Annotated in this window: 29 protein-coding genes and 1 tRNA gene; 13 read left to right on the top strand and 17 right to left on the bottom strand. The window is 69.6% G+C overall.

Annotated features, from left to right (window positions below; all coding sequences use genetic code 11):
* The first annotated feature begins 4 nt into the window (after positions 1–4).
* From cysS to AA0Y20_RS13545, 4 genes are all read left to right on the top strand, one after another.
* Entirely contained in the window at positions 5–1,402 is a 1,398-nt protein-coding gene (gene cysS / locus AA0Y20_RS13560) for a cysteine--tRNA ligase (protein WP_412935267.1), read from the top strand.
* Positions 1,395–2,384 carry a 23S rRNA (guanosine(2251)-2'-O)-methyltransferase RlmB gene (gene rlmB, locus AA0Y20_RS13555; RefSeq protein WP_412935264.1) on the top strand — a complete coding sequence of 330 codons (990 nt, stop codon included), beginning with the start codon at positions 1,395–1,397 and terminating at the stop codon, positions 2,382–2,384. Before cysS ends, rlmB begins: the two co-directional genes overlap by 8 nt.
* Positions 2,385–2,528: 144 nt before the next feature.
* Positions 2,529–4,997, top strand: a complete 2,469-nt coding sequence (locus AA0Y20_RS13550; RefSeq protein WP_412939651.1) for a glycogen/starch/alpha-glucan phosphorylase — start codon at positions 2,529–2,531, stop codon at positions 4,995–4,997.
* A gap of 53 nt (positions 4,998–5,050) precedes the next feature.
* Positions 5,051–5,689 carry an NAD(P)-dependent oxidoreductase gene (locus tag AA0Y20_RS13545; protein WP_412935261.1) on the top strand — a complete coding sequence of 213 codons (639 nt, stop codon included), beginning with the start codon at positions 5,051–5,053 and terminating at the stop codon, positions 5,687–5,689.
* Between the two features lie 21 nt (positions 5,690–5,710).
* Here the strand turns inward: AA0Y20_RS13545 and AA0Y20_RS13540 are convergent, their stop codons facing one another.
* Both AA0Y20_RS13540 and AA0Y20_RS13535 read right to left on the bottom strand, forming a co-directional pair.
* Complete coding sequence (locus AA0Y20_RS13540) at positions 5,711–7,015, bottom strand: DUF4032 domain-containing protein (RefSeq protein ID WP_412935259.1); 1,305 nt, start codon at positions 7,013–7,015, stop codon at positions 5,711–5,713.
* Positions 7,016–7,100: 85 nt separating this feature from the next.
* Positions 7,101–8,204 (bottom strand): ABC transporter ATP-binding protein, encoded by a 1,104-nt coding sequence (locus AA0Y20_RS13535; RefSeq protein WP_412935256.1) that lies wholly within the window; start codon positions 8,202–8,204, stop codon positions 7,101–7,103.
* Between the two features lie 245 nt (positions 8,205–8,449).
* Between AA0Y20_RS13535 and AA0Y20_RS13530 the strand changes: the two genes are divergently transcribed.
* Complete coding sequence (locus tag AA0Y20_RS13530) at positions 8,450–9,430, top strand: DsbA family protein (RefSeq protein WP_412935253.1); 981 nt, start codon at positions 8,450–8,452, stop codon at positions 9,428–9,430.
* A 64-nt stretch (positions 9,431–9,494) separates the two neighbouring features.
* A tRNA-Thr gene (locus AA0Y20_RS13525) sits at positions 9,495–9,570 on the top strand.
* A 138-nt stretch (positions 9,571–9,708) separates the two neighbouring features.
* Here the strand turns inward: AA0Y20_RS13525 and AA0Y20_RS13520 are convergent.
* From AA0Y20_RS13520 to AA0Y20_RS13500, 5 genes are all read right to left on the bottom strand, one after another.
* The gene (locus AA0Y20_RS13520; protein WP_412935251.1) at positions 9,709–9,897 is read right to left on the bottom strand and encodes a hypothetical protein; all 189 of its coding nucleotides are present in this window, start codon (positions 9,895–9,897) and stop codon (positions 9,709–9,711) included.
* Positions 9,898–9,960: 63 nt separating this feature from the next.
* Positions 9,961–10,611: a hypothetical protein gene (locus AA0Y20_RS13515; protein ID WP_412935248.1), complete on the bottom strand. Its 651-nt coding sequence runs from the start codon at positions 10,609–10,611 to the stop codon at positions 9,961–9,963.
* A 24-nt stretch (positions 10,612–10,635) separates the two neighbouring features.
* Entirely contained in the window at positions 10,636–11,001 is a 366-nt protein-coding gene (locus tag AA0Y20_RS13510) for a hypothetical protein (protein WP_412935245.1), read from the bottom strand.
* An 80-nt stretch (positions 11,002–11,081) separates the two neighbouring features.
* On the bottom strand, positions 11,082–11,357 hold the full coding sequence (locus AA0Y20_RS13505) for a hypothetical protein (RefSeq protein WP_412935244.1): 276 nt from the start codon (positions 11,355–11,357) through the stop codon (positions 11,082–11,084).
* 22 nt (positions 11,358–11,379) lie between these two features.
* Positions 11,380–11,739, bottom strand: a complete 360-nt coding sequence (locus tag AA0Y20_RS13500; RefSeq protein ID WP_412935242.1) for an ATP-dependent DNA ligase — start codon at positions 11,737–11,739, stop codon at positions 11,380–11,382.
* Positions 11,740–11,932: 193 nt separating this feature from the next.
* Between AA0Y20_RS13500 and AA0Y20_RS13495 the strand changes: the two genes are divergently transcribed.
* The gene (locus tag AA0Y20_RS13495; protein ID WP_412935240.1) at positions 11,933–12,886 is read left to right on the top strand and encodes a DMT family transporter; all 954 of its coding nucleotides are present in this window, start codon (positions 11,933–11,935) and stop codon (positions 12,884–12,886) included.
* Between the two features lie 7 nt (positions 12,887–12,893).
* Here AA0Y20_RS13495 and AA0Y20_RS13490 read toward each other — a convergent pair whose 3' ends face one another.
* The 6 genes from AA0Y20_RS13490 to AA0Y20_RS13465 all read right to left on the bottom strand — a co-directional run bounded on the left by AA0Y20_RS13490 (position 12,894) and on the right by AA0Y20_RS13465 (position 18,869).
* Positions 12,894–13,868: an NAD-dependent epimerase/dehydratase family protein gene (locus tag AA0Y20_RS13490; RefSeq protein WP_412935237.1), complete on the bottom strand. Its 975-nt coding sequence runs from the start codon at positions 13,866–13,868 to the stop codon at positions 12,894–12,896.
* Complete coding sequence (locus AA0Y20_RS13485) at positions 13,865–16,525, bottom strand: alpha/beta fold hydrolase (protein ID WP_412935235.1); 2,661 nt, start codon at positions 16,523–16,525, stop codon at positions 13,865–13,867. The genes AA0Y20_RS13490 and AA0Y20_RS13485 overlap by 4 nt, the downstream gene beginning before the upstream one ends.
* A complete protein-coding gene (locus AA0Y20_RS13480) occupies positions 16,522–17,544 on the bottom strand; it encodes a 3-oxoacyl-ACP synthase III (protein WP_412935233.1) in 1,023 nt (340 codons plus the stop codon). The genes AA0Y20_RS13485 and AA0Y20_RS13480 overlap by 4 nt, the downstream gene beginning before the upstream one ends.
* Before the next feature lie 124 nt (positions 17,545–17,668).
* Positions 17,669–18,097, bottom strand: a complete 429-nt coding sequence (locus AA0Y20_RS13475; protein ID WP_412935231.1) for an ImmA/IrrE family metallo-endopeptidase — start codon at positions 18,095–18,097, stop codon at positions 17,669–17,671.
* Positions 18,087–18,455 (bottom strand): helix-turn-helix domain-containing protein, encoded by a 369-nt coding sequence (locus tag AA0Y20_RS13470; RefSeq protein WP_412935228.1) that lies wholly within the window; start codon positions 18,453–18,455, stop codon positions 18,087–18,089. The genes AA0Y20_RS13475 and AA0Y20_RS13470 overlap by 11 nt, the downstream gene beginning before the upstream one ends.
* Before the next feature lie 45 nt (positions 18,456–18,500).
* Positions 18,501–18,869 carry a helix-turn-helix domain-containing protein gene (locus AA0Y20_RS13465; RefSeq protein ID WP_412935225.1) on the bottom strand — a complete coding sequence of 123 codons (369 nt, stop codon included), beginning with the start codon at positions 18,867–18,869 and terminating at the stop codon, positions 18,501–18,503.
* A gap of 83 nt (positions 18,870–18,952) precedes the next feature.
* On the opposite strand from AA0Y20_RS13465, the gene AA0Y20_RS13460 reads away from it, so the two are divergent.
* Positions 18,953–19,195 carry a helix-turn-helix domain-containing protein gene (locus tag AA0Y20_RS13460; protein ID WP_412935223.1) on the top strand — a complete coding sequence of 81 codons (243 nt, stop codon included), beginning with the start codon at positions 18,953–18,955 and terminating at the stop codon, positions 19,193–19,195.
* A 5-nt stretch (positions 19,196–19,200) separates the two neighbouring features.
* On the opposite strand, the gene AA0Y20_RS13455 is transcribed toward AA0Y20_RS13460, so the two are convergent.
* Positions 19,201–19,737, bottom strand: coding sequence for a nitroreductase family protein (locus tag AA0Y20_RS13455; RefSeq protein WP_412935221.1), 537 nt, complete (start codon positions 19,735–19,737; stop codon positions 19,201–19,203).
* Entirely contained in the window at positions 19,734–20,141 is a 408-nt protein-coding gene (gene msrB / locus AA0Y20_RS13450; RefSeq protein ID WP_412935218.1) for a peptide-methionine (R)-S-oxide reductase MsrB, read from the bottom strand. The genes AA0Y20_RS13455 and msrB overlap by 4 nt, the downstream gene beginning before the upstream one ends.
* A gap of 66 nt (positions 20,142–20,207) precedes the next feature.
* On the opposite strand from msrB, the gene AA0Y20_RS13445 reads away from it, so the two are divergent.
* From AA0Y20_RS13445 to groL, 5 genes are all read left to right on the top strand, one after another.
* Positions 20,208–21,203, top strand: coding sequence for a DUF2332 family protein (locus tag AA0Y20_RS13445; protein ID WP_412935216.1), 996 nt, complete (start codon positions 20,208–20,210; stop codon positions 21,201–21,203).
* Positions 21,204–21,212: 9 nt separating this feature from the next.
* Entirely contained in the window at positions 21,213–21,455 is a 243-nt protein-coding gene (locus tag AA0Y20_RS13440) for a DUF3263 domain-containing protein (RefSeq protein ID WP_412935213.1), read from the top strand.
* Between the two features lie 29 nt (positions 21,456–21,484).
* Positions 21,485–22,069 (top strand): LytR C-terminal domain-containing protein, encoded by a 585-nt coding sequence (locus AA0Y20_RS13435; protein ID WP_412935210.1) that lies wholly within the window; start codon positions 21,485–21,487, stop codon positions 22,067–22,069.
* A 121-nt stretch (positions 22,070–22,190) separates the two neighbouring features.
* Positions 22,191–22,394 (top strand): cold-shock protein, encoded by a 204-nt coding sequence (locus AA0Y20_RS13430; RefSeq protein ID WP_023954799.1) that lies wholly within the window; start codon positions 22,191–22,193, stop codon positions 22,392–22,394.
* Positions 22,395–22,568: 174 nt separating this feature from the next.
* A complete protein-coding gene (gene groL / locus AA0Y20_RS13425) occupies positions 22,569–24,188 on the top strand; it encodes a chaperonin GroEL (RefSeq protein ID WP_412935208.1) in 1,620 nt (539 codons plus the stop codon).
* Between the two features lie 72 nt (positions 24,189–24,260).
* Here groL and AA0Y20_RS13420 read toward each other — a convergent pair whose 3' ends face one another.
* Both AA0Y20_RS13420 and AA0Y20_RS13415 read right to left on the bottom strand, forming a co-directional pair.
* On the bottom strand, positions 24,261–24,548 hold the full coding sequence (locus AA0Y20_RS13420) for a WXG100 family type VII secretion target (protein WP_412935206.1): 288 nt from the start codon (positions 24,546–24,548) through the stop codon (positions 24,261–24,263).
* Between the two features lie 146 nt (positions 24,549–24,694).
* On the bottom strand, positions 24,695–26,347 hold the full coding sequence (locus AA0Y20_RS13415) for a sensor histidine kinase (protein WP_412939650.1): 1,653 nt from the start codon (positions 26,345–26,347) through the stop codon (positions 24,695–24,697).
* Positions 26,348–26,439 lie beyond the last annotated feature (92 nt).

The raw sequence follows: 26,439 nt of genomic DNA, 5'->3' as shown, positions 1-26,439 counted from the left end.
TGCAGTGACCGTTCGCCTCTACGACACCCGCGCGCAGGCGCTGCGCGATTTCGCGCCGCGCGACCCGTCGAACGTCACGGTCTACGTCTGCGGACCGACGGTCCAGTCGGGCCCGCACATCGGGCACGTCCGGGCCGCCGTCGGATTCGACATCCTGCGACGCTGGCTCGAACACCGCCACGGACGGGTGACGTTCGTCCGCAACGTCACCGACATCGACGACAAGATCCTCGCCAACGCGACGGATGCCGAGCCCTGGTGGGCGCTCGCCTACCGGATCGAGCTCGAGTTCACACGGGCGTACTCCGCCGTCGGTGTGCTGCCCCCCACCTACGAGCCGCGGGCGACGGCATCCGTTCCGCAGATGATCGAGCTCATCGAGACCCTCGTCGAGCGCGGTCACGCCTATGCGGCTCCCGATGGTTCCGGCGATGTGTACTTCGATGTGCGGTCCTGGCCCGAGTACGGCTCGCTGACACGCCAGTCGCTCGACGCGATGGAGGCTGCTGCCGACGCCGATCCGCGCGGCAAGCGCGACCCGCGCGACTTCGCCCTGTGGAAGGGCGCGAAGCCCGACGAGCCGGCGGATGCCGCGTGGAGCTCGCCCTGGGGGATCGGCCGCCCCGGCTGGCACATCGAGTGCTCCGCGATGAGCCGGCGCTACCTCGGTTCCGAGTTCGACATCCACGGGGGCGGGCTGGATCTCCGGTTCCCGCACCATGAGAACGAGCTCGCTCAGTCGACCGCCGCCGGCGATGCCTTCGCTCGCTACTGGGTGCACAACGGCCTGGTCACCGTCGGCGATCAGAAGATGTCGAAGTCGCTCGGCAACTTCCTGCTCGCCGAAGACGTGCTGCGCGAGCGCGACCCCCGCGTCGTGCGGTACGCGCTCGGAGCCGCGCACTACCGGTCGAGTCTCGACCTGACGCCGGCCAGCTTCGACGAGGCCGAAGTCGCTCTCGGCCGCATCCGGTCGTTCCTGCAGCGCGCCGCCCGCGTGCTGCCCGACGGGTTCGACGGAGACACCGGCCTCCCCGCTGCGTTCGCATCGGCGATGGACGACGATCTGGCCGTGCCGCAGGCGCTCGCGGCCCTGCACGAGACCGTCAGGTCGGGCAACACCGCCCTCGACGAGGGCGACCACGACGCAGCCGCCGTCGCAGCCGGTGCGGTGTCGGGGATGCTCGCGGTGCTCGGGCTCGACCCTGCCGATGCGCCCGGCGACGATGCCGAGACCACCGCTCTCGATGCGCTCGTGCGCACCATGATCGACCAGCGCGCCGAAGCGCGCGCGACCAAGGACTGGACGACGGCCGACCGTATCCGCGACGCGATCGCGGCGGCCGGCATCGTCCTCGAAGATGGTCCCGAGGGGACCCATTGGAGTGTGAACCGTGGCTAAGCCAGGAAACCCGTCCGCCGGACGCGGCAAGAAGAAGGGCCCCACCAAGGGCACCGGCGGCAAGAACCGTCGCTCGCTCGAGGGCCGCGGCCCGACCCCGAAGGCCGAGGACCGCGCCTGGCACCCCGCCGGCAAGCGCAAGGCCGCCCAGGAGCGCTATGTCGCGGCCGGCGGCAAGCCGCAGCAGCGTCAGGGCAGCTCGAACCGCGCGCCGAAGTCGAAGTCGGGTGACGACACCGAGACGGTCACGGGCCGCAACAGCGTGCTCGAGGCGCTGCGCGCGAAGATCCCCGCGACCGCCTTCTACATCGCACAGCGCGTCGAGATGGACGACCGCGTCAAGGAGATGCTGTCGATCGCCACGAACCGCGGCATCCCGGTGCTCGAGGTCACCCGTCAGGAGCTCGACCGCATGGCCGGGTTCGACGGCGTGCACCAGGGCGTCGCCATCAAGGTGCCCCCGTACGAGTACGGGCACCCGCAGGACCTTCTCGAGGAGGTCATCGACGCGGGTGAGACTCCGCTGTTCGTCGCTCTCGACGGTGTCACCGATCCCCGCAACCTCGGGGCGATCATGCGTTCGGCCGCCGCTTTCGGCAGCCAGGGCGTCATCGTTCCGCAGCGGCGCTCGGCGGGAGTGAACTCGGCCGCCTGGAAGACCAGTGCCGGCGCGGCTGCGCGGATCCCGGTCGTGATCGCTCCCAACCTGACGACCACGCTCAAGGAGTTCAAGAAGCAGGGCGTCTTCGTGCTCGGGCTCGATGGCGGCGGTGATGTCGAGCTGCCGTCGCTGCAGCTCGCCGATCGCCCCGTCGTCATCGTCGTGGGCTCCGAGGGCAAGGGCCTGTCGCGCCTCGTGACCGAGACGTGCGACCAGGTCGTCTCGATCCCGATCTCGTCGGCGACCGAGTCGCTGAACGCCGGTATCGCGGCATCCGTCGCGCTCTACCAGGTCGCCACGATCCGCGCCGCTCAGGAGTGATCGGCGGCCATCGTCGGGCTGTGACCGGGCGATGACCTTCCTGTAAATTCCACGCGGTCGATGCCGGACCACCCGACGCGATCTCGATGGAGCGGGTAGTTTCGAACCGTGAGCGAGAACGACAAGACCTCCGATTCCCGCACGATCGCTGCGACCCATCCGCTGGCGCTCGCGCCGGTGACGTCGCCCCCGGCCACGGTCGACGGCTTCGTTCGCGAGTTCCTTTTGAACCTCAACATGGAACGCGGCGTCGCGCTCTCGTCCGCGACCGAGACCGACACGTACATGGCGCTCGCCGCCACCGTGCGCGACTACCTCGTCGCGCGGTGGCTCGAAGACCAGCGGCGTCAGCGCGAGGACCAGCGGAAGGCCGTGTGCTACCTGTCGGCCGAGTACCTCCTCGGTCGTCAGCTCGACAACAACCTGCTCGCGTCGGGTCTCACCGACATCGCGACCGAGGCGCTCGCCGCGTGCGGCATCGACATCGACACGATGCGCGCACACGAAGTCGAGCCGGGGCTGGGCAACGGCGGCCTGGGGCGCCTCGCGGCGTGCTTCGTCGACTCGCTGGCGACCCTGAGCGTGCCGAGCATCGGCTACGGCATCCGGTACGAGTACGGCATCTTCCGCCAGGTCTTCCGGAACGGCGAGCAGATCGAGAAGCCGGATGCCTGGCTCGCGCTCGGTTCGCCGTGGGAGTTCCGGCACCCCGAGTCGGCGCAGACCGTGTCGTTCGCCGGCCACACCGAGACTTACGACGATGACGGTGTGATCCGCAGTCGGTGGGTACCGGCGTGGAGCGTCCGTGCCGTGCCCTACAACTACATGGTCCCCGGCTACCAGAACGGACGGGTGAACACCCTCCGGCTGTGGAGCGCCGAGGCCACGAAGGCGTTCGACCTTCGTACCTTCAACAGTGGCGACTACGTCGAGGCGGTGCGTGCGCAGACGTTCGCGGAGAACATCTCCAAGGTGCTGTACCCCGAGGACTCCACGCCGCAGGGCAAGGAGCTGCGTCTGCAGCAGCAGTACTTCTTCGTGGCGGCATCCATCGCCGACTACATGACGAAGGTCCTGCCCGACGACTTCGACCTCGAGGACCTGCCCGACCGCGTCATCTTCCAGCTCAACGACACGCACCCCGTCATCGCGGTTCCCGAGATGATGCGCGTCCTGGTCGACGAGCGGAAGCTCGACTGGGATGCCGCGTGGGCGATCACCCAGAAATGCTTCGCGTACACGTGCCACACGCTGCTGCCCGAGGCGCTCGAGGTCTGGTCCGTCGACCTGCTCGGTCGGCTGCTGCCGCGACACCTCGAGATCATCTACCGCATCAACGACGAGTTCCTGCTGCGCGTGCGCGAGCGCTTCGGCGACGACGAGCAGCGACTGCGCGACATGTCCATCGTCTCCGAGCAGCGGGCCGTGCGCATGGCCTACCTCGCGACGGTCGCCGGCTCGAAGGTCAACGGCGTCGCGGAGCTCCACTCGCAGCTGCTGCGCGAGAAGGTGCTCCACCAGTTCGACGAGATGATGCCCGAGAAGTTCACGAACGTGACGAACGGGGTGACGCCGCGCCGATTCATGCGCCTCGCGAACCCGGAGCTCTCCGAGCTGATCACGGCCGCGCTGGGCACGGGCTGGCTCACCGATCTGGAGCGGCTGCGCGAGCTCGAGTCGTATGCCGAAGACCCCGACTTCCGGGCGGCTTTCGCCGACGTCAAGGCGGCGAACAAGCGCCGCCTGAACGAGGTGCTGATGAAGCGCGACGGCTTCGCGATCGCCGACGACCACCTGCTCGACGTCATGGTCAAGCGACTGCATGAGTACAAGCGCCAGACGCTCAAGCTGCTGCACATCGTCACGCTCTACGAGCGGGTCGTGTCGGGCCGGGTGGCGGCATCCGATCTGCAGCCGCGCACCTTCATCTTCGGGGCCAAGGCGGCCCCCGGCTACGCGATGGCGAAGCGCGTGATCCACCTCATCAACGCCGTCGGAGCGGTCGTCAACAACGACCCGCGTCTCGAGGGGCGGCTGAAGGTCGTCTTCCCGCCGAACTACAACGTGACGCTGGCCGAGCGGGTCATCCCCGCCGCCGACCTGTCGGAGCAGATCTCCCTCGCCGGCAAGGAGGCGTCGGGCACGGGCAACATGAAGTTCGCGTTGAACGGCGCGCTGACCATCGGCACCGACGACGGCGCGAACGTCGAGATCCGCGAGCTCGTCGGCGACGACAACTTCTTCCTGTTCGGTATGAGCGAGCCCGAGGTCGAGGAGCTCTGGGCTGCGGGCTACCGTCCGGGCGAGTTCGCGCAGGCCGACGACGAGCTTCGCCGTGCGCTCGACCTGATCGGCTCGGGAGCCTTCTCGGACGGTGACCGCTCGACCTTCGAGCCCGTCGTGTCGAACCTCCTCTACGACGACCGTTTCATGGTGCTGGCCGACTACACCTCGTACATCGCGGCCCAGGAGCGGGTGGATGCCGCCTACGCCGACCGCGATGCCTGGACCCGCTCGGCCATCCTGAACGTCGCCCGAACGGGCTTCTTCTCGTCGGATCGCTCGATCCGCGACTACATCGACCGCATCTGGCACACCCAGCCGATTCGCTGATCGGCCACGCGCGGGCCCGCGTCCGCACTCGATATCCAACGGAGGAAACAGTCATGGCACGCATCGCCGTCATCGGAGGAACCGGCTACGCCGGAAGCCACATCGTCGAGGAGGCCGTCTCGCGCGGACACACCGTGGTCTCGGTCGCCCGCAAGGTGCCCGCCGAGCGCATCGAAGGCGCGACCTACCTGGAAGGCACGCTGCTGGACGTGCCCGCGCTCGTCGCTCAGCTGGAGGGCGTCGATGTCGTCGTCTCGGCCGTGGCGCCGCGCGGCGACATGCAGGGTCAGGTGCGTCCCAACACGGCGCTGCTGGTCGAGAGCCTGCCGGAGAACGTGCGCGTCGGCGTCGTCGGCGGCGCGGGCGGCAGCCTCGTCGCACCGGGCGGCCCGCGTCTGATCGACAGCGGCTTCCCCGAGGAGTTCAAGGACGAGGCGCTCGAGGCCATCGGCATCCTCGACGATCTGCAGGCCGACGAGAGCGGCCGCGACTGGTTCTTCATCCACCCTGCGGGCGGCTTCGGCTCGTTCAACCCGGGCGAGCGCACCGGACACTACCGCGACGGCGGCGATGTTCTCGTGACCGATGAGAACGGCGACTCGTTCATCTCGGGCGCCGACTTCGCCATCGCGGTGGTCGACGAGATCGAGAACCCGAAGCACGTCCGCGAGCGCTTCACCGTCGGCTACTGACCCGCGGCGCGGCCTCGTCCGTCAGACGAGGTCGCGCCAGTCGACCTCGGCCTCGTCGTCGTCGACCGGGACGGAGTCGGTGACGATCGGAACCGACATCGTCTCGGTCGGCGGACCCATCACGGTCGCCTCGTCGCGCCGGTGACGGAGCACGTTCTCGACGTACGACGACAGCACCTCGGCGAGGGGGATCGAGCGGCCCTCCGTCTGCGACAGGTACCAGCGGTGCTCGAGCACCTGGTGGAACAGCTCGGCGGGCTCGAGCTTGGCCCGCAGGTCCCACGGCACCGAGAGCACGACGGGCTCGAACACGCGGGTGAGCCATTCGTGGGCCACCATCTCCTCGTTCGACCCCAGTCGTGAGACGCGCGCGCTGAACTCGTCGAGGTCGTTGAGCAGACGCCGGGCCTGGTTCTCCTCGACATCCAACCCCGTCAGACGGAGGAGCCGGCGCTGGTGGTGACCGGCGTCGACGACCTTAGGTTGGATGGACACGCGCGTGCCGTCGGCAGCCGCGTCGATCGACATCTCGCCGATGTCGAAACCGAGCGAGTTGAGCTTCTGAACCCGCTCCGTGATGCGCCACGATTCGTTCGCGGAGAACGTCTCCTGGTCGGTGAGAGCCGCCCACAGCGAGTGGTACGACGACATGATGCCGTCGGCGATCGCGATGGCGTCCACGCCGCCCTCGAGGCGGCCACCGGCCTCGAGGTCCATGATCTCGCCCGCGATGTTCGTGCGCGCGATGTCGAGATCGTGCATCCGCTGACCGCGCGTGAGGCCGCGCTCGTGCAACTCGCCGGTCTCGGCGTCGACCAGGTAGGCCGCGAACGCGCCCGCGTCACGGCGGAACAGCGTGTTCGACAGCGAGACGTCGCCCCAGAAGAAGCCGACGTTGTGCAGACGTACGAGGAGGACGGCGAGGGCGTCCACGAGACGCGTCGCCGTGTCGGGGCGCAGCACCTGCGTGAACAGGGCGCGGTAGGGGAGCGAGAACTTCAGGTGCGCCGTCACGAGCGCTGCGGGCAGCTCCTCACCGTTCGCGTCGCGCCGACCGTCGATGACCGCCACCCGCTCGACGCACGGCACGTCGAGACGCTGCAGCGAACCGAGCATCTCGTACTCGCGCCGGGCCATCGTCGCCGTCGTCTCCTTGATCGCCACGACCCGTCCGGACAGGTTCGCGAACCGCACCAGGTGACGCGAGATGCCCTTGGGCAGGTAGACGATGTCGGGTGTCGACCAGTCGGCGAGGGTCGTCGACCAGGGGAGGGCGAGCAGGCCCGGGTCGACACTGCTGGCGGTGATCGAGAGCGAAGCGGTCACGGGTTCTCCGATCGGATGTGAGGCGCAAAGACTGCGGCGCGGGCGACCAGAGGCCACCCGCGCCGCAGCGTACGAAGATACCGGATCAGGCCGAAGCGATGGCCTTGTCGGTGAGGCGCTCGCCGGTCTCGCCGTCGAACACGTGGATGTGTCCGGTGACGGGAGCGAGGACGACCCGGTCGCCCGCGTTCGGGTGACGGCGGCCGTCGACGCGCGCGACGATGTCGGTGCGCTTGCCGTTGATGTCGGTGTGGCCGTAGAGGTAGCCGTCAGCACCGAGCTCCTCGACCAGGTCGACGTCGACGGTCAGACCCTGGCCGTCCTCGGGGTTGACGATGATGTCCTCGGGACGGATGCCGATCGTGACCGACGAGCCGTTCGCCTTGCCGAGCGTGTCGGCCTCGACGCCCGCGACCTTGGTGCCGAACTGCACGCCGCCCTCGGCGAGCGATGCCGTGAACAGGTTCATGGCGGGCGAGCCGATGAAGCCGGCGACGAAGACGTTGTTCGGCTTCTCGTACAGGTCGCGCGGGGTGCCGACCTGCTGCAGGATGCCGTCCTTGAGGACCGCGATGCGGTCACCCATCGTCAGAGCCTCGGTCTGGTCGTGCGTGACGTAGACCGTGGTGACGCCGAGGCTGCGCTGCAGCGAGGCGATCTGGGTACGGGTCTGGACGCGGAGCTTGGCGTCGAGGTTCGACAGCGGCTCGTCCATGAGGAACACCTGCGGCTTGCGGACGATGGCGCGACCCATCGCGACACGCTGACGCTGACCACCCGAGAGGGCCTTCGGCTTGCGGGTCAGGTACTCCTCGAGGTCGAGGAGCTTGGCTGCCTCGAGCACGCGCTGAGCGCGCTCTTCCTTGCCGACGCCGGCGATCTTGAGCGCGAAGCCCATGTTCTCGGCGACCGTCATGTGCGGGTACAGCGCGTAGTTCTGGAAGACCATGGCGATGTCACGGTCCTTCGGGGGAACGTCGGTGACGTCGCGCTCGCCGATGCGGATGCTGCCCGAGTTGACCTCTTCGAGGCCCGCGAGCATGCGCAGCGAGGTGGACTTTCCGCAACCGGAGGGGCCGACCAGGACGAGGAACTCGCCGTCGCCCACTTCGAGGTTGAGCTTGTCGACCGCGGGGCGCGTGCCACCGGGGTACAGACGGGTTGCGTTGTCGAAAGTGACAGTCGCCATCGTTTCTTCTCCTTCACCGGCAGGTACGTGCCGGACGATCCGTTGTGAATGGAACGGGGTCGCCCCCGTACGCCCCTCATCGGGCGCGCTCTCAGTATGGCACGGGCGCGGGTGAGCGGCGGACAACACGATCGGGGTCGTGCTCTGGGCTTTCCCAGGCTGGCTGATTACCATCGAATCACTCGTGAAGCCCGTCGCGAGTGCCATCGCTCGGCCCTCATCCTTCTTCTGTTCCCCGAGGTTCCATGTCTTCTGACGACACTCCTGACGCACCTGAAACGCCGGCAGTCACCGACCGCCGCGAGGCGGTGCGTGAGAAGGCGCTGCAGGTTCACACCCGGCAGTCGCGTGCGCGCATCGCCCGTCGCTCGGGCCTGGGCGTACTTGCTGTCGGAGTCGTGGCCGCCGCCGCCGTCGCGGTGACCTGGACCGTCTCGAGCGCCGGCAGCGCCCCGCAGCTCGAGCCCGCCACCGCCTCGGGCGACGGCTTCGTCGTCGCCGACGTCGTCAACACCTCGGTCTCGACCGACATCGCCGCCGAGGCCGACGCGTCCGCGCCTGCAGAGTCCGCCCCGGATGCCGCGGCCGCGACCCCCGCCGAGGAACTCCCAGCCCCGACGACCACGGCGGCGCCGCCCGTCGAGATCCGCGTCTACGTCGACTACCTCTCCGCCGGTGCCCGCGAATGGCAGGTCGCCAACGCGCAGCAGCTCACCTCCTGGGTGGACGACGGCGCCGTCACCCTCAGCTACTACCCGGTGGCGATGCTCACGGCGAAGTCGAACGGGACGAAGTACTCGCTCCGCGCGGCCAGCGCAGCGGCGTGCGTCGCGACGAACGCCCCGGACGCCTTCTTCGCGTTCAACAACGAGCTCCTCACGCGGCAGCCCGAGGTCGACACCGACGGGTACTCCGACACCGAGCTGGCCAACATGGCGCAGGCATCCGGGGTCGACTCGACCCGTGTCGTGCGCGACTGCATCGAGTCGGGCTCGTACGCCGCCTGGGCCAAGTCGGCGACCGAGCGTGCCGTCGCCGGCATCCCCGACACGAACGGCCTGGCGCTCACCGGCACGCCGATGGTGCTCGTCAACGGCAAGCAGTACATCGGTGACCTGAGCGACCCCGCCGAGTTCTCGCAGTTCGTCCTGACGACCGCGAGCGACGCGTACTACAAGTCCGCACCCACCCCGACGCCGACGCCGACCGAGGCGCCCGCGTCCTGAGGGGGAGTCGTCGCGGCTGCCGAGGTTCGGCGCCGCCCGCGTCCGTCGATAGACTGGACGCCTTGCCGACTTGGCGCAATTGGTAGCGCACCGTACTTGTAATACGGGGGTTACGGGTTCAAGTCCCGTAGTCGGCTCCAAAAAGCACCGCTGCGTCCGGGCGGGGCGGGTTCATCGTCCCCGCGTGGGCTAACCCGCGCGGTCGCCGAGCCGCACAAGGCCCGCAGCGGCGGGCTGGCATTCGCATCGGCAGGAAGAAGATGCTGCCCGCCCGCGTCTCATCGCAGCAGGTTCAGCGCGCCGATCACCAAGGCGCCTCCACCGGCACCCGCCAGTGCGACGACGGCGAACCATCGGCCGGAATACGCCTCGAGCCGGCCGCTACGGCTCTCGCGGAGACCGTAGACCAGCGCGGCTCCTACGACGGCAGCGCCCGCGACGATCGAGATCACCCAGAACGTCGTCATGGGCAAAACGTAGCGCATCGTCGAAAACTCGGGATGACTCCCGTAGTCGGCTCCAACACTCGCTCAGCGCGCGAGGATCCGTCCCATCGCATCGCGTGCGAGGTCTGCCGCGGTCGTCTCGTCGACCAGCGTGCCGTCGATGATCACCCATACTCCGTCGCTCAGCGCGTACGCGAGAACACTCCCGATACCGTCGGTGACCTCGCGATGGAAGAGCTCGATACCCGCGGAGGTGTCGTGGCTGTACTCGCTAGAGGCTTCGAGCGCGGTTCGCAGGTCGCGCTCGACCTGAGGCTCGAGCAGTGCGACTTCGAGGTGCACGGTGCCGTCCGACTGCGGGATGCCCCACCCGCAGCTCGTCGTGGTCCGGGCGCCCTCATGTGCATCGCGAGCCAGCGGGCCAGGGAGTGCTTCGGCGCTCCACGCCGTGCTCGCGAGCGCATTGACCCTGGCATCGTCGTCAGCCGCCGCACGCACCTGCTCGGTGGTCAGCATCTCGTCGCACGGCGGCACGGAATCGATCGGCAGCGGCGTCGGCGTCGGCGTCGGCGTGGACGGTGCGGGGGCGGCCGTCTGTCGTGGTGGCTGCGTGGAGGAGGGCGTCGACGTGAGCGCCTCCTCTTCGCCGGCGGCTTGCGCAGTGCAGCCCGTGGCGCCCAGGAGGACGGCGAGTGAGAGCAGTCCGAGGTCGCGCAGGCGTCGGTGTGACTCCATGTCCCGAACGCTAGCGCAGAGCGCTCAGATGATGTCGATCGCTCCGCCGAAATCCTCGTTCCACGACGAGGGGTCCTCGGTCGCGGGCGCCGTGTCCGTCTCGGGGGAGCGGCGGGGAAAATCGGGATGCAGCTGCAGCCAGCCGACGGCATCCTCGAAGTCCGGCTCCGGGATGGCGACCGCCGCGGGCCGCGAGAAGATGTGGATGCCCGATCCGATGACGAGGTCCACCTGCGTGGGCTCGTCCGAGCCGGGCTCGATGGCGAGGATGGTGACGACTTCGCTTCCCGATGACGCTGCGACGCTCGCCGTCAGAGCCAGCAGCGCGCGGGCGACGGCATCGCTGGTGATGAAAGTCTCGCCCCCGTACTTCACGTAACGCATCGTCATGCACCCTGCCACGGCGTCCGCCGCCCCAGCACGGGGTTGCCAATTCGCGGTCGTCGGGCTAACCGCCCCCGACCGAGACGTCAGTGCTTGCGGATGTTGACGAGCTGCCAGCCCTCGGGGACCTTCGCGAACAACGCCGCACGGTCGTCGGCCTCGATGTCGCGCATGCCGTCACGGCGCTGATAGGTCGCAGTCGCCTTGAGCTCGGTGCTGCCCTTGATCATCTGCACCGGTGCCGACACGAGGTCGAAGCCCTCGGGTGCCGCAGCGTGCGCTTGATCCCGGATCTCCTCGAGCGAGTGCCCCGCGAGTTCGACGGAGGTGTTCTCGACCCGACGAATGGTTCCCACGTACATGGGAACCAGCCTAGGCGGCCCGTCAGCCGAGACCGATCGCGTCGGCTCGTTCTCGCCGCCCCGCCGGATCGTGGTGGCCACGGGGCGCGGGCTCGGGTGTGAGGTAGAGGCCGCTGCCCGAGTTCGCGACGGTGGTGAGTGCCTCCAGCCAATCGCGATTCAGTTGCGGCGAGCGGTGGCCGTGGTACGTGAAGACCAGGTCGGCGTTCTGGTGGATCCACACCGAGCGGCGGCCGTCGCCGATGCTCACGTCGTCGCGCCATGTGAAGAAGAAGCGTTCGTTTCGGCGGAGCTTGGAGCCGATGACCTGCTGCAGATGCGCGAGTGCGCGATCCTCGATCTCGACCTTGGTGTTTCCATTTCCGTAGATGAATCGACCCATGATGGTCCCCGGAGAAGAACGATTCGCGTGTCGGCCGCCGCACTGAGGGGGGATATGCGACGTGTGGACCGGACCCGCGAATCGTTCCCCGTTCTCCTCATCCACGCTCGCCGCTCGCCGGGCAACCGTCAAGAGGGGGTGGACGCAGTGCGCGGTTCGTGGTGCGCGGCCCTCCTGATGCACTATTGACCGAGTGACCGACCAGAATCGACCCCCGGCTCTGCCGCTCGGCGTGGCGATCGCCGCGACGGTGTTGATCGGTGTCCTGACGGCCGTGCAGGCGCGCATCAACGGCGCGCTCGGCGCTGCGGTGGGGGACGGATTCGTCGCGGCATGCATCTCGTTCGGAAGCGGGCTGGTGCTGATCCTCGCGATCACGTTGCTGGTGCCGAGCGGACGGTGGGGTCTGCGCCTCCTCGCGCGGGGCGCGGGGCGCGGCATCCCCATCTGGATGCTGCTCGGCGGACTCGCGGGCGCCGTCACGGTCGCGACCCAGGGTCTTACCGTCGCCACGATCGGCGTGGCGCTGTTCACCGTCGGGCTCGTCGCCGGTCAGACCGCGGGAGGGCTCGTGCTCGACCGGGTGGGCTACGGCCCCGCGGGTGTCGTGGCTGTGACCCTTCCGCGCCTGGTGGGCGGGCTCCTCGCGATCGTCGGCGTGGTGCTCTGCGCATTCGGACAGCGAGGTGAACCCGTCGCGTGGTGGATGCTCGCGCTGCCGCTCATCGCGGGAGCCGGCATCGCCTGGCAGCAGGGCACGAACGGTCGGCTGCGCCAGGAGCTCGGCAGCCCTCTCTCGACCACGGTCGTGAACTTCACGGGAGGATCGATCGCCCTCGGCATCGCCGCCGTCGTGAGCGTGACCGTGAACGGGATGCCGAAGGCGCTGCCCCTCGAGCCCTGGATGTACCTCGGCGGTGCGGTGGGCGTCGTCTACATCGTGCTCTCGGCGGCGCTGGTGAAGCGCACCGGGGTGCTTCTCTTGGGCCTCGGATCGGTCGTCGGGCTGCTCGCCGCGTCGATCGTCCTCGACGTGATCGCGCCACCCCCGTCGGGGCCGTCGCTGCTCGCCGCGACGATTGCCGCAGCCGTCGCGTTCGTCGGCGTGGTCATCGCCGTCGTGCCGTGGCGGCGACCGGTGCGCTGAGCCAGACTCAGCGACGCGCCGCGTAGTGCTCCGCGAGCCGGGACAGGCCCTCGTCGATCGAGACCGTCGGCGCCCACTGCAGATCGCGACGGATCTCCGTCTGATCGAACCAGTGGGCGGTCGAGAGCTGTTCGGCGAGGAAGCGGGTCATCGGCGGCTCGTCGGCGCCGGGGCGCACGTCCCATACTCTTTCGACGGCGGCTCCGGCGGCGCGAGCGATCGCGGCAGGCAGGCGAAGCCTCGGCTCGGGGACGCCCGCCGCCCGGCAGATACCCGCCATGAGGTCGCCGACGGGCCGCGGTTCGCCGTTCGTGAGGACGTAAGCGCGACCGCCGACGGCATCCGCTCGGTGCAACGCGGCGACGATGCCCGACGCCGCATTGTCGACGTAGGTGGTGTCGATCAGGGCCGTGCCGCCGTTGAGGAGAGGCAGGGTGCGCCGTCGGGCGCGCGCCACGATGCGTTCGATGAGCTGAGGGTCGCCCGGGCCCCACACGAGATGCGGCCGAACGGCGACGACGCGCATCGCCTCCGTGTCTCGACCGAGGGCGATCAGTTCCGCCTCGGCCTTCGTGCGGGCGTACTCGCCACGGGCCCGGACCGGATCCGCCGGGTCGGCTGAGGCTCCCGCCAAGGCGGAGCCGGCGTGGGCGACCGAGGGGGAGGAGACCTGGACGAATCGCGAAACCCCCGCTGCTGCGGCGGCATCGAGCAGCGTCGTCGTTCCGCCGACGTTGACGTCGTGGAACTCGCGCCGGTCGCCGGCCAATGACACCTTCGCGGCGAGATGGACGACGGCGTCCGCTCCGGCGACGGCATCCGACACGGTCGCCGGGTCGGTGACCGATCCCTGGATGTCGTGCGCCTCCGCGACGCCCGTGGGGCGGCGCTGGAGGGTGCGCACCTCGTGCCCGGCCGAGATCAGCTCTGCGACGACAGCCTGCCCGAGGAAGCCGGATGCCCCGGTGGCCAGGACGATCACGGCGCGCTCGGCTTCTCGCCCGCGAGCACCCGCTCGGCCCACGCCGCCAAACGGGTCCGGTCGATCTTCGAATTGTGTCGGATGTCGGTCGGCAGCACCGGGACGACGAGGGCGGCGGCAATGGGAGCATCGGATGCCGCGCGGATGCGGTCCGCCATCCCCGACGGTGCGAGGTCGGCCCGGCGCGTGCCCGGGGTGGTCTCGACGACCGCGACACAGACCTGTCGGCCGCGCGGTCCGACCCCGACGACCGCGGCCCGGCGGACGTCATCGAGCTTTTCGATCCGCTGCTCCGGACCGACAGGTGTCACCGGGCGCTCGCTCGTGACGATGACGTGGGGGAGTCGGCCCTCGACCCACAGGCGGCCGTCGGCGTCGAAGTGACCGACGTCGCCGGTGCGATGCCAGCGTCCCGGATGCGACTCCGTTCCTCGGACGGCGTCCCGATCGGTCGCCCACAGGCGGTGGTAGCCGCGTTTGAGGTGAGGCGCCGAGACCACGATCTCGCCGGTGACGTGGGGAGCGTCCGACAGGTCACCGGTCGCCCGACCGTCGAGGTCGAGAGCGGAGACGCGCACGGTTCCCGCGCCGATCGGCGTGCCCACGCAGACCCCGGCGTCGGGCGACTGCTGCGCGCGCTCGAGCTCGTCGAGCGTGACGTCGGTCACGAGCAGGCATTCGGTCATGCCGTAGGGGGTATGCGCCTGTGCCTGGGGCATCAGGTCGTGGGCTTGCCGGAGGAGGTCGATGCTCACGGGCGCGCCGGTCGACAGGAACGTCCGGACCTGGGCGAGCGCCTCGCGGTCGGCGCGGGTGAGGGCGCCTGCGGTGGCGCAGACGTTGGCGACGGCGGCGGGCGAGAGGAACACGATGCGGGCACGCGAGGCGCGGACCGCTTCGGCGACCGCGGTCGCGGTGAGGGTGCGCGGCGCGGAGACATCCATGCGCGGAGTCGCGGACCGTGTTCCGAGCGCCGGACCGAGGAGGGCGAAAGGCGCGAAGCCCGTCACCAGTCCGACGTCGGGGGTGACGTCGAAGTGAGCCCCGAGGGTGTCGCGCAGAGCGGCCAGCTGCGCGTGGGTGTACACGACGCCCTTCGCGGGGCCCGTCGAGCCGGAGGTGAAGAGGATGGCTGCTTCGTCGTCTCCGGACGGGGGAGCCGGCACAGCGGCCCGAGACCCCGCCGCGGCGATCTCGGTCAGCGACGCCTCGACCCCCAGCGCACGCGCTGCCGCGGCAGGCAGGTTCGGCGCTGAGATCCGCCGACCCGGCCAGCCGAGCGCGCGTGCGGCGGCGAGGCCCGCGCGCTCGCCGATCACGAAGGCGGGCTCGGTGCCGCGGACGGCGCGCGAGAGTCCGCGGACGCCCAGCCCGCGGTCCGCGACCACGACGACGGCCCCGATGCGCAGGCACGCGTACAGCACGGCGGTCAGCGTCGGACCGGGCTGAACGAGCAGCGAGACGCGGTCGCCGCGTCGGATGCCGAAGGACGAGAAGCCCCCGGCGAGCTGATCGACACGCTGCGCGAGCTCGCGCCAGCTGACCGCCAGGGGTTCGCCGTCGACGCGCCGAGTGAGGTCGACGACGGCGGTGGCGTCGTCGTCGCGCCGGTCGTACAGCCGCTGCCAGATCGGCACGAACGGGCGGGCGTCGTCCGCACTCGCATCCGCATCGCCGGACCGGGCGTCTACGTCACCGGCACGACCCGACGAGAGGCCGGTGTCGTCGAGCCAGTCGAGGACGAGGTCGGCATACGGCCGTTCCTCCGCCAGCATGTGACCGGCGCCTTCGAAGCGGTGGACATCGGCGTGGGGGAGGCGGCGCGCGAGATCGTCGAGGTGGTGCTCGCCGAACACCGGGTCGCGTGGCCCGCGCAGCAGCAGCGCGGGGACCGTCAGATCGACGAGGCCGCCCGCCAGTTCGTCGAGCGCCGGCGTGCTGGGGTGCTCGGGGGTCGCCGGGATGTCGGCGACGAAGGCGCCGATGCCGCGGCGAAGCTCGCTCGACGCGTAGGGCGCCCGGTAGGCCGCGCGGACGTCCGGCGCGAGCGGGGGATCGGCGAGCGCGAGAGTCGTGTCGAGGAACGCGGTCGTCTTCACCGTCGTCGTGGCCAGCAGCGACCGCGCCCCCGCGACGCGCAGAGCGGAGGGCAGCGGCATCCCGGCCGGGTGATGGACCGCGGTGTTCAGCACGGCGACGCCGTCGACGCGGTCGCGATGGCGGACAACCCACCCCAACGAGACCGGGCCGCCCCAGTCGTGGCCGATGGTCACGAGCGTGCCGGTGAGGTCGAGGTCGTCGATGAGCGCGCCGAGGTCGTCGATGCGCTGCGGCAGTCCGCGGGTCAGCGTGGTGCGTTCGGAGTAGCCCATCTCGAGCTGATCGACGGCGACGACGCGCCAGGCCGGTGCGCCGGCTCGCGCGCGCTGCAGCGATGTCGTGACGAGGCCGCGCCACAGGTACGACCAGGTCGGGTTGCCGTGCACCGCGACGATCGTTCCGACCGGTGAGATCCCCTCCCGATCGAGCACGGGAGCGGTGTCGAGAAGGTGCCAGCGACGCTGCGAGCCGGCATCGGCTCCGACACCGGCGACGACACGGGTCGTCGAGATGCCGCTCTCGATCCCGGGAAGCTCCCGCGGCACCACGGGGATCACCAGGCGAGCTCCAGCATGCTGGTGTTCAGGCCCGAGCCGACACCCATGAGCAGCACCCGGTCGCCGCGCTGGAGGGTCGCCTTCTCGGCGTCGAGCGTGATGGGGATGGATGCCGGTCCCACGTTGCCCAGATGGGGGTAGGTCACGGGAACCCGGCGACGATCCAGGCCGACGGCCTTGACGATCGCGTTCGTGTGCACCGACGACACCTGGTGCGTGACGTAGCGGTCGATGCCCGACCACGAGAACGTGGACTGCGCTTCCTTCCAGGCATCGACCACGAGTGCGAGTCCGCCCTTGAGGAGCGCCTTCGCATCGGTGAACATCCCGTCGACGCTCCCGACGCACAGCTCGTGGAACTGCGTGGCGGCGCGCGTCACCCCGCCGACGATGCGGTGGCCGCCGGGGTTCTCGCTCGCGCGGCCGAGCACAGCGGCAGCGGCGCCCGAGCCGAGGGTCAGCGAGGCGAACTCGCTCATGAAACCGTCGCGGTCGAGACCGCCGCGATTGAGACGGTCGACCGTGTTGACCTGGATCTCGTCGGCGTCCTCGCCGTTCACGATGATCGCGTAGTCGATCTGGCCCGACTGGATCATGCCCGACGCGAGGCTCATGCCGTTGATGAAGCCGAGGCAGGCGTTGGCGACGTCGAAGTTGATGGCCGAGGTCGGCAGGCCGAGCCCGTGATGCAGGCGTACGGCCACCGACGGCTCGAGATGCTTCCGCGACACCGAGGTGTTGATGAGCAGACCGATCTGGTCGGGACGGACGCCGGCCTCGTCGAGCGCTCGGCGGCCCGCCTGGATGGTCGCGTCGTCGGACGACTCGCCCTCCGCCCAGTTGCGTCGCTCGTTCACACCCGCGACACGACGCAGCAGCCCGGGCTTGAGCTTGAGCTGCCGCAGGACGTCCGACAATCGGTCCTCGATCGCATCGGAAGAGGTGACGCGTGAGGGGAGGACACTCGCGACCGAGAGGAGGGCGACGTCGTCGTAACGAGTGGTGGCGTTTCCGTGCAATGCAACTCCCGCGGTGTCTCCGGTGGTCAGCGGCTTCTGCCTCCGACCCGCGCTCGAGGCGCATCCGGGCATCCGTCGATTTTACGTCTCGACTCATGCGGTCGGCTGCATGCGGGCCGCTGTGCTACCGCGACGCGCCCGTCGGGATACCCGGCATGCGCAGAGCGCGAGGATGCCGGAGGGAGCGCTGGAAGGCCCGGATCAGGTCGACGGTGACGTCGAGCTCGAGGGCCATCGCGTCGACGTGTCCGTCGTGGATGCTCTCGGCGCGTGCGTAGTCGTCGATCGGCACCAGCATCCGCGCCGCCCATTCGTCGGCCCTCGCCTCCTGCCGTTCGGCGTGATGCGGATCGCGAAGCGGCACATCGCCGTAGACGGCATGAGCGCACTCGTGCGCCAGTACCGACCGGTGGAGACGGCGGGCCATTCCCGGTCGGAGTCGCACGATGCGGAGCCCGTGCTCGTATTCGCCGTCTCGGTCGGGAGGCAGGTCGGCGATCGTCAGGCCGACGCCGAGAAGATCGAGCGTCTCGAGAAGTTCGTCATCCGTCACCGGCATCCCCTCCGCGGTCGTCCTGTGGCACTTTGGCCACCGCCCGCTCAGTATCGCCGGAGGGTCCGACATCGATGCGAGGGATGTCCGACCCGTCGCGGGTTCGCCGGGACGGCTGCTGCCCCGGCACGACGACGACCTGCGCGAGGGGGATGCCGACCGCGCGGCACACGCCGTCGAGCTGGTCGATCGTGAAGACCTTCTTCGCTGCGAGAACGCGCGACAGCTGCGAGGCCGACATGCCCGCTGCTGCGGCGACGTCGGTCTGACGCAGCCCGCGGCGGGCGATCTCGGTGGCGAGCAGATTCGCGACGTGACGGCTCAGCGGGCCGGGTTCCGGTGTTCTTCCTGTGGGCACGTGCCAAGTTTGGCCGAGATGCCGCCGTCGTGCCGCCCGGCTTCGTCATCCGTTACCGTCGTCTGCTCCGCGGTCATCGTGCGGTGCCTTGGCCACGGCCTGTCCGCTGCGGCGGGAAGCCCCGGAGCCGTCGACACGCGCGATGTCGATGGCTCCGGGGCCGCGGCGCCGCCGCCCGTCGGGCATCACGACGACGTCCGCGATGGCGATGCCGACGGCGCGGCACACCGCGTCGAGCTGATCGAGCGTGAAGACCTTCTTCGCAGCGAGGGCTCGCGACAGCTGCGAAGCGGACATGCCCGCCCGCGCGGCGATGTCGATCTGGCGCCATCCGCGGCGTGCGATCTCGCTGGAGAGCAGACGGGCGACATGGCGACTGAGGGGACCGGGTTCCGGCGTCTTTCCTGTGGGCACGTGCCAAGTTTGGCGCAACTATTGCCAAGTGGCAAGAGTGTCAATACTGTTGCCATATGGCAGACGGCTTGCTAAGCGCTCGAGTGGCTCGGTCCATCCGCGCGGTTCTCGCGGATGAGCGGTTGACGCAGGAATGGTTGGCTGAGGCGAGCGGCATCCCCATGCGCACGCTCGCCCGCCGCCTGCATGTCCGGCGTCCATCGGCGATGTCGATCGAAGAGCTGGCGCGGATCTCGGCGGCGCTCGACGTCGACATGTCGGATCTGCTCGACGACAGCCGGCTGACGACGCGCCGCGTGCGAGCCGGCACGCAGTCGCCGACCTGACGCGATCAGGGCATCGGGCTGAGGAAGGCGTCGCCGTCGATCGTCTTGCGCCGACCCGAGTCGCGATCCGCCGGCTTGCCGCCCACGTAGAGCCACCCGAGCAGCTCCTCCCGCTTGCCGAGCTTGTGCGCTTTCGCGACCGCCTTCGAACGCGTGTTGCCACCCGTGCGCCAGAAGACGCCCCACCCCGCCTCGTCCAGCAGCAGGCTCAGCAGATGCGCGACACCGGATGCCACGGCCTCCTGCTCCCACCGCGGGACCTTGCTCTTCTTGCTGTAGCTCGCCACGACCGCGATGAGCAGCGGCGCGCGCAACGGCTTCGTCGAGGCTCCGCGCTTGCCCTCCGCCTTGTTCAGGGCGCGACCCAGCCGCGTGCGGCCGTCTCCGCGGATCTCGATGAGTCGCCACGGGCGCAACGACGAATGATCGGCGACGCGCCCCGCGGCCGAGACCAGACGGACGAGCTCCTCGTGCGTCGGGGCGTCGTCGGTGACCTTCGACCACGACCGGCGCCCACCGGCGGCCTCGAAGGCTCCGGTCACTTCTCCTGCTCGGGCGTGAACGACAGCGACAGCGAGTTCATGCAGTAGCGATCGCCGGTGGGGGTGCCGAAGCCGTCAGGGAAGACGTGGCCGAGGTGCGAGCCGCAGTTGGCGCAGCGCACCTCCGTGCGCACCATCCCGTGCGAGCGGTCCTCGATGAGCTCGACCGCCTCGGGGCGCACCGACTCGTAGAAGCTCGGCCAGCCGCAGTGCGAGTCGAACTTGGTGCCGCTCTTGAACAGCTCGGCGCCGCAGGCGGCGCAGGCGTACAGGCCGGCCCGGCCCTCGTCGAGCAGCTCGCCGGTCCAGGCGCGCTCGGTGCCCGCCTGCCGCAGCACGGCGTACTGCTCGGGGGTGAGCTCCTCGCGCCACTGCTCGTCGGTCTTGTTCACGGAATAGGTCATGTCTGCTCCTTCGCCTCGTCCTATTCAACTCGACGATGCGGGTCGATGTTCCCGGAGAATGTCCTCATGTCCGACGAGTTCGCCGCCGTGATCGCGCGCTACCGCCGCTTCGCCGAAGACGAGGCTCCCGGGCGTTCCGACCTGTATGCCGCGTGGGCGCAGCGTGTCGTCGACGATCCGGCTCTCCAGCAGGTGCTCACCCGGCTCCCGGCGAGCCGCCGCCAGCCGCCGCTGGTGTTCGCCGTGTGCCGGCTGCTCGGCTCGGGTGATGTGGCCGCCGAGTCGTGGGCCGCATGGGTGCTCGAGAACGCCGACGCGGTGGTCGAGGAGAGCCTCGCCCGCTCGGTGCAGACGAACGAGCCGCTGCGCTGCGCCGCGCTCCTTCCCACCCTGTCGAGGATGGACGGCCCGATCGCGTTGCTCGAGGTCGGCGCGAGCGCGGGGCTCTGCCTGTACCCCGACCGCTACTCGTATCGCTACGTCGGATCGGCCGGCGAGGTGCGGCTCGATCCGCCGACGGGGACATCGCCGGTCGAGCTCGTCAGCGAGGTGACGGGGGAGCGGATGCCGCACGTCCGGCATCCCGAGGTCGTCTGGCGTGCGGGCATCGACCTGGCGCCGCTCGACGTGCGAGACCCGCGAGACGTCGACTGGCTGGCGCGTCTGGTCTGGCCCGGCGAAGGCGGCCGTGCCGACCGGATCCGCGCGGCCGCGTCGGTTGCGGCATCCGATCCGCCGCTGCTGTTCGCGGGGGACGCCCTCGACCTGCTTCCGGAAGTCGCAGCCCTCGCGCCGGCCGAGGCGACGCTCGTGATCACGACGCCCGGCGTCCTCGTGCACATTCCGCGGGAGCGTCGCGCCCGCGTGATCGAGACGGCCCGCGGCCTCGGACGCTGGCTCACGATCGACGACCCGGCTACGCACGACGGATGGTCGAACGGCGCACCGACCGGATGGCCGCATGGCTTCGCCGTCGCCCTGGACGGCGAGATCGACGCTGCGGCCGATCCGCTCGGCCGATGGTGGGAGTGGCGTCCCGGCTCTGTGCGTCCGCAGTCGTAGCGTGGAGGGGTGGCACTCTCCGATCGCGACCGCTCGCTCCTCGACTTCGAGGCCCGCTGGGGTGCTCACAGCGGCGCGAAGGAAGAAGCGGTCCGCGCGGAGCTCGACCTGAGCCCCGCGCGGTACTACCAGCTGCTCGGACGCATCATCGATTCGCCCGACGCGGTCTCGCACGACCCGATGCTGGTGCACCGCCTGCGGCGCATGCGCGCGGCTGCGGAGCGCTCTCGCACCGACCGCGCGGCCATGTGACGCGGAGCTTCGGCAGATAGCATTCCTCCGTGCCGACAACGACATACCCGAAAGACCGCTTCGACGAGCTCCCCGCCGACACCACCCGCGTCGGCGCCCACCGGGCGGAGAACCCGCGGCTTCGTGCCGGCGTCGTTCTCGGCTGGGCTGCGGCCGCGGTCATCGTCCTGGTCGCCGCGGGCATCGTCGGCACCATGATCGTCACCGGGCGCATCGCGCTCTTCCCCGCAGAGCCGACCGCGACGGCCGTCGTGGAGGCCCCGGTCGAGGCCGATCCGGTCGTCGACACGTCGTATCCGGTGCTGATCCTCAACGCCACCTCGGAACGGGGGCTGGCGAGCTCTCTCCGAGACACCGTCGTCGGCGCGGGGTGGAACTCGGACATCGTCGACGCGGGCGAGGCGAGCACCCACGACTTCGCGACGACCACGATCTTCTACGTGGCCGCGGAGGACGAGGGCGCCGCGCGAGGTCTCGCCCAGGTCATCGGCGGGGCGGACGTGGAGATGAGCGAGGCGTACGCGGGCCCCGACGCCGCCGACGGAACCCCGAGTAAGCAGCTGACCGTGGTCGTCGGTGAAGACCGCGCGGGTGGTACGTCCGAGGGCGAATGAGCGGGCGTGTTTCACGCTCGTGAAATTCTCGATGCAGCCGTGTCAACAGTGACCGGAAGGGCCGGATCCGGCCGAACGCCCTGCATACGATGACGCTGTCGCACAGCATCAGGAGATTCGCATGACACAGGGCACCGTCAAGTGGTTCAACGCCGAGAAGGGTTTCGGCTTCATCACCGTGAACGAAGGGCAGGACGTCTTCGTCCACTACTCCAACATCGAGATGAGCGGCTTCCGCGTGCTCGAGGAAGGGCAGGCGGTCGAGTTCACCGTGGGGACGGGGCAGAAGGGTCCGCAAGCGGAATCGGTGCGTGTCGTCGCCTGAATCGCTCCATTCGCACAGAGCGCGCCGCGATCGCGGCGCGCTCTGTCGTTCCCCGGTCCGGCCGCGTGCGACGCGGCTTGCACTCCCCATGGGCGAGTGCCAGAATGGCTTTAGCACTCACGTTCATCGAGTGCTAAAGACTGTTCTCCACCGTCCGGGAGGGACGACACACACATGGCAAAGATCATCGCTTTCGACGAGGAGGCCCGCCGTGGCCTCGAGCGCGGCCTGAACACGCTGGCCGACGCCGTCAAGGTGACGCTCGGCCCGCGCGGTCGCAACGTCGTGCTCGAAAAGAAGTGGGGCGCCCCCACCATCACGAACGATGGCGTCTCGATCGCCAAGGAGATCGAGCTCGACGACCCGTACGAGAAGATCGGCGCGGAGCTCGTCAAGGAGGTCGCCAAGAAGACCGACGACGTCGCCGGTGACGGAACGACCACCGCGACGGTTCTCGCTCAGGCGCTCGTCCGCGAGGGCCTGCGCAACGTCGCAGCCGGCGCCGACCCCATCTCGCTCAAGAAGGGCATCGAGAAGGCCGTCAAGGCCATCACCGACCAGCTCCTCGCCGACGCCAAGGAGGTCGAGTCGAAGGAGCAGATCGCTGCCACCGCATCGATCTCGGCCGCTGACGCCTCGATCGGCGAGCTCATCGCCGAGGCGATCGACAAGGTCGGCAAGGAGGGTGTCGTCACCGTCGAGGAGTCGAACACCTTCGGCACCGAGCTCGAGCTCACCGAGGGCATGCGCTTCGACAAGGGCTACATCAACCCGTACTTCGTCACGGACCCGGAGCGCCAGGAGGCTGTCTTCGAGGACCCGTACATCCTCATCGCGAACCAGAAGATCTCGAACATCAAGGACCTTCTGCCCATCGTCGACAAGGTGATCCAGGAGGGCAAGGAGCTCCTCATCATCGCCGAGGACGTCGAGGGCGAAGCTCTCGCGACGCTGGTGCTCAACAAGATCCGCGGCATCTTCAAGTCGGCTGCCGTCAAGGCTCCCGGCTTCGGCGACCGTCGCAAGGCTCAGCTGCAGGACATCGCGATCCTCACCGGCGGCCAGGTCATCACCGAAGAGGTGGGCCTCAAGCTCGAGAACGCGACCGTCGACCTGCTCGGCCGTGCCCGCAAGGTCATCATCACCAAGGACGAGACCACGATCGTCGAGGGTGCCGGTGACTCGGCTCAGCTCGAGGGCCGCGTGACGCAGATCCGCCGCGAGATCGACAACACCGACAGCGACTACGACCGCGAGAAGCTCCAGGAGCGCCTCGCGAAGCTCGCCGGTGGCGTCGCCGTCATCAAGGCCGGAGCTGCGACCGAGGTCGAGCTCAAGGAGCGCAAGCACCGCATCGAGGACGCCGTCCGCAACGCCAAGGCTGCTGTGGAGGAGGGTGTCGTCGCCGGTGGTGGCGTCGCGCTCATCCAGGCCGGCAAGAACGCGTTCGCCGGACTCGAGCTCACGGGTGACGAGGCGACCGGTGCCAACATCGTTCGCGTCGCCATCGAGGCTCCGCTGAAGCAGATCGCCCTCAACGCCGGCCTCGAGCCGGGCGTCGTCGCCAACAAGGTGGCCGAGCTCGAGATCGGTCACGGCCTGAACGCCGCGACCGGTGAGTACGGCAACCTGTTCGAGCAGGGCATCATCGACCCCGCCAAGGTGACGCGCTCCGCGCTGCAGAACGCCGCGTCGATCGCCGGGCTGTTCCTCACGACCGAGGCGGTCGTGGCTGACAAGCCGGAGAAGACCCCCGCTCCCGCGGGCGACCCCACGGGTGGCATGGACTTCTGATCCATCGCAGACAGAACGGCCCCTCCTCCGGGAGGGGCCGTTCTGTCGTTCCGGGCGGGCGGACGGGTTCGGTCAGCGGAAGAGGCCTGCAGCAGCGGCCTCGGCGTGCAGGTACTGCTGCCCCGCGGCATCCAGTGCCGAGCCGATGTCGCCGAGCGCTGCCTCGACCTCGCGCTGGGCGGCGCGCCAACGTTCGACGACCGTCTGGAAGGCGAGCGCCGCGTTTCCGGTCCAGGAGCCCTGAAGCTGCGTCAGCTGCGCCATCATCGTGCCGGTGTCGCTCTCGATGCGTCCCGAGGTGGCTCGGATGGCGGCGGTGGCGCTCGCCACGGCGTCGCTGTCTACGGAGAAGATGGCCATGTCGCTCCTTGCGTCGAGGGGATGCCGACACGCTAGGTCGCCGCACGCGCGCCGAGGGGCGCACCGGAGCCGACGAGGGATACGCCGCTGCACGGCGCAGCCGGGGGAGGAGCCGGCGCCGTCGTCGAGTCGGCGCCGTCGTCGAGTCAGCGCTCGTCGCGCAGGCGCGGCAGCGGCTGGGTCTCGATCCAGAGGTGCTCGGCGGCCTCGCGACGGTCGGCCAGCGGGAAGGCGACCCGGAACGTCGCCCCGCCGCCCGGCGTGGCCTGGACATCGATCGACCCGTGCAGCGCCTCGACGATGGAGGCCACGATCGACAGCCCGAGACCGGAGCCGCCGGTCTCGCGCGTACGCGACGTGTCGGCGCGCCAGAACCGCTGGAAGATCTTCTCGCGCAGCGGCTCCGGAATGCCCTCGCCGTGGTCGATCACCGAGATCCACCCCATGCGCGCATCGCGGTCGAGGCCGACGGCGATCTCGATCGGCGTGCCCTCCGGGCTGTACCGACGAGCGTTGCCGATCAGGTTCGCGACGACCTGACGGATGCGGTTCTCATCGCCGAGCACGACGGGGACGAGGGGCGGCTCGGACGGCTGCAGCAGCGGCTTCGAATCGGCGGCGGTCGGCTTGCTCGCCGCCGCGGCATCCGCTCTTCTCGGCGTCGAGGCGGAGTCCGTCCCCGAGCGTGCCGTGCGCTCGTCCTTCGGCCGTCGCCGCAGACGCGAGAGCGTCTGGCCGGTGCGGTTCCGTGTGCCGCCGGACCGCTTGGAGGTCGCTCCGGTCCCCGTGTCGGTCGGCAGGTCCACCGTGAGCGTCTCATCGGAGTACTCGATCACCGAGACGGTGCGCTCGGGCGCCGCCGCGCGCGTGTCCAGCGCCGCGTCGCGGGCGATCGGGCGCAGGTCTACGGGCGTGATGACCAGGTCGCGGCGTTCGTCGAGGCGCGCGAGCGCGAGGAGATCCTCGACGAGACCGCTCATCCGAACGGCCTCCTTCTCGATGCGTTCCATCGACTGCGCGGTGTGCTCGGCGTCGGTGATCGCGCCCATGCGGTACAGCTCCGCATAGCCGCGGACCGTCACGAGCGGGGTGCGCAGCTCGTGGCTGGCGTCGCCGATGAAGCGCCTCATCTGCTGAACGGTGGCATCGCGCTGCGCGAGCGCCGTGTCGATGCGGTCGAGCATTGCGTTGATGGCGATCTTCAGCCGGCCGACCTCGGTGCCGGGCGAGATGTCACCCATGCGCTGGCTCAGGTCGCCCGCCGCGATCGTCATCGCGGTCTCCTCGACCTGTCCGAGGCTGCGGAAAGTCAGCGTGACGAGCCAGCGGGTGCCGAGAGCGCCGGCCACGAGGATGAGGGCGGCGATGACGGTGTAGATGCTGATGAAGTTCGCGACGGTCTGCGTCACCGACGTCAGCGGAAGGGCGACGAGCTGCGTGTAGCTCTGGCGCGACCCCTCCGGCTGGAGGACGTCGACGCTCGCGTGGAACGTGCCGTTCCCCTGCCGGGCGGGGAGCTCGAACGGCTCGGTGCCCTTGACGACGGTGCGATCGAGGGGGAACGATGCGGGCAGATCGGGACGGACCGACTCGGGTCCGCCCGCGACGGACAGCAGTTCACCCTCGGCGCTGTAGATCGCGACGACGAAGTTGGTCGGCGCCGGCGACTCCTTCGCCTCGAACAGAGCGATCCCGTCTTCGACGGTGACATCCATCACCGTGCTCGCCAGATCGGTCGGGGCCAGCGAACGGAGGCTGCCGTCGAGCGCTGCGACCTGGGCGTTCCGGAGGAAGATCATCGTGCCGACGCCCGCGGCGATCAGACCCATCGCGAGCAGCGTGACGATGACCCCGGTCACCTTCGTGCGCAGGCTGATGCCGCGCCACCATC

Origin of the sequence: Microbacterium pratiae, assembly GCF_047302165.1 — a bacterium.
Taxonomy (GTDB): domain Bacteria; phylum Actinomycetota; class Actinomycetes; order Actinomycetales; family Microbacteriaceae; genus Microbacterium.
Note: the sequence above shows the minus strand (reverse complement) of the source record. Positions and strands in the feature narration are given on the sequence as shown.

Excerpts from the sequence above, each read along its gene's own strand:
- AA0Y20_RS13545 (WP_412935261.1), top strand. The coding sequence starts at position 5,051 with ATGGCACGCATCGCCGTCATCGGAGGAACCGGCTACGCCGGAAGCCAC.
- AA0Y20_RS13535 (WP_412935256.1), bottom strand. The coding sequence starts at position 8,204 with ATGGCGACTGTCACTTTCGACAACGCAACCCGTCTGTACCCCGGTGGC.
- AA0Y20_RS13530 (WP_412935253.1), top strand. The coding sequence starts at position 8,450 with ATGTCTTCTGACGACACTCCTGACGCACCTGAAACGCCGGCAGTCACC.
- AA0Y20_RS13520 (WP_412935251.1), bottom strand. The coding sequence starts at position 9,897 with ATGACGACGTTCTGGGTGATCTCGATCGTCGCGGGCGCTGCCGTCGTA.
- AA0Y20_RS13515 (WP_412935248.1), bottom strand. The coding sequence starts at position 10,611 with ATGGAGTCACACCGACGCCTGCGCGACCTCGGACTGCTCTCACTCGCC.
- AA0Y20_RS13510 (WP_412935245.1), bottom strand. The coding sequence starts at position 11,001 with ATGACGATGCGTTACGTGAAGTACGGGGGCGAGACTTTCATCACCAGC.
- AA0Y20_RS13505 (WP_412935244.1), bottom strand. The coding sequence starts at position 11,357 with ATGTACGTGGGAACCATTCGTCGGGTCGAGAACACCTCCGTCGAACTC.
- AA0Y20_RS13500 (WP_412935242.1), bottom strand. The coding sequence starts at position 11,739 with ATGGGTCGATTCATCTACGGAAATGGAAACACCAAGGTCGAGATCGAG.
- msrB (WP_412935218.1), bottom strand. The coding sequence starts at position 20,141 with ATGACCTATTCCGTGAACAAGACCGACGAGCAGTGGCGCGAGGAGCTC.
- AA0Y20_RS13445 (WP_412935216.1), top strand. The coding sequence starts at position 20,208 with ATGTCCGACGAGTTCGCCGCCGTGATCGCGCGCTACCGCCGCTTCGCC.
- AA0Y20_RS13430 (WP_023954799.1), top strand. The coding sequence starts at position 22,191 with ATGACACAGGGCACCGTCAAGTGGTTCAACGCCGAGAAGGGTTTCGGC.
- groL (WP_412935208.1), top strand. The coding sequence starts at position 22,569 with ATGGCAAAGATCATCGCTTTCGACGAGGAGGCCCGCCGTGGCCTCGAG.
- AA0Y20_RS13420 (WP_412935206.1), bottom strand. The coding sequence starts at position 24,548 with ATGGCCATCTTCTCCGTAGACAGCGACGCCGTGGCGAGCGCCACCGCC.
- AA0Y20_RS13415 (WP_412939650.1), bottom strand. The coding sequence starts at position 26,347 with ATGATCTTCCTCCGGAACGCCCAGGTCGCAGCGCTCGACGGCAGCCTC.